The following is a 1,434-nucleotide window of genomic DNA, read 5'->3' as shown; positions in this document are numbered from 1 at the left end:
AGATCAGCCGTCAGTTGGGTGTATCACGCCAAACGGTCCGCAAGATGCTGGCTGACGCGGATATCCCCAGGTATCGACTGTCCAACCCCCGCTCCCGTCCGGCTATGGAACGATGGATCCCCGTCATCGAGTCCTGGCTGAGGGAGGAGGAGAAGGCGGGAGCCCCCAAGAAGCAACGGTATGTGTCCTCAAGAATCCACGCGCGGCTGAAGGAGGAGTATGGCGAGGAGTTCACCGCCGCTGAATCCACTGTTCGCTACTGGGTCGCTAGAATACGGGGTACCAGGCAGGAAGCCCATGTCCCACTTACGGCGGACACCGGAGAGCTGGCCCAGGCCGACTTTGGCCGAGTGACGGTCAAGATCAAGGGCAAGAAGACGGACGTCAGTCTGTTCGTCATGCGGATGCGATACAGCGGTGTTATCTTCGCCACCGCTTTTCACACTGAGAAAATCGAGGCGTTCCTCGAGGGGCATCGCCTGGCCTTCGAGTGGTTCGGAGGTGTGCCACGCAGCGTCCGCTACGACAACCCGAAGACCGCGGTCACCAAGATCTTGGCCGGCCCCGCCCGCGACGAGCATGTCTTACTGTCGAATCTGCGGGCTCACTACCTGTTTGACAGCGAGTTCTGCCGCCCCGGTGAGCCGCATGAGAAAGGCAGCGTGGAACATGGCGTTGGCTACGTCCGCCGCCAGACGTGTGTCCCCGTGCCCGATGTGCAGGATCTGGAGGAGCTCAATGTAATCCTCCTGCGGTGGTGCGAACAACAACGCCGCGAAAGGTGGCTCGCCTGGGAAGCGGAGCGGGCAGGGCTTCGAGCACTGCCGAAGCGCCCGCACTGCTGTGCCACGACCAGACCGGTCACGGTCAACAAGCTGTGCCTGGTCAGCTTTGACCACAACCGATACTCAGTCCCCAGCATGTACGTGGGTAAGACCCTGCTCCTGCGCGTGTATGCGGAACGGATTGAGGTTGTGGACAAGAACCAGGTGGTGGCCAGCCACCGCAGAAGCCATGAGCGGAAGCAGACCATCATGGAACTCCAACACTACCTGCCTGTTCTGGCGCGTAAACCGCACGCTGCCACTCACGCGGCGGTCGTCCGCAAACTCCCTGAAGTATACCAGCGGATTCGGATCCGGATGACGGACAGCCGACCAGATGGGTATAAGGATTTCGTCGCCATCCTGATGTTGCACCAGCTCTGGCCGGCCGAGGACATTCTGAACGCCATAGAGGAGATAGGCCCCGACGTGGTCACGGCCGAACAGATTCGGGCACACCTGCTACGAACCTCACCTCAAGAGACCTGCGCCGTGCCAGACGGCCTACAGGCATATCGTCTCAAACAGCCCAACCCGTCCAGATACGATGTACTCACGAGAGGGGTGGTCCACTGATGTCCGACGATGTACACGCGGCCATGGTGGAGAT

General features: G+C 60.7%; 1 protein-coding gene. It reads left to right on the top strand.

The annotated features are described in order from the left end of the window. Window positions 1-1,400: IS21 family transposase (istA, locus tag J3481_RS14320; RefSeq protein WP_206832791.1), on the top strand; the 1,400-nt coding region annotated here is incomplete at its 5' end. Window positions 1,401-1,434: the final 34 nt, after the last annotated feature.

The sequence above is a fragment of the Alicyclobacillus fructus genome (assembly GCF_017329605.1).
Lineage (GTDB): Bacteria > Bacillota > Bacilli > Alicyclobacillales > Alicyclobacillaceae > Alicyclobacillus > Alicyclobacillus fructus.
The sequence above is the reverse complement of the archived record's forward strand: the minus strand, read 5'-3'. Positions and strand labels throughout refer to the sequence as shown.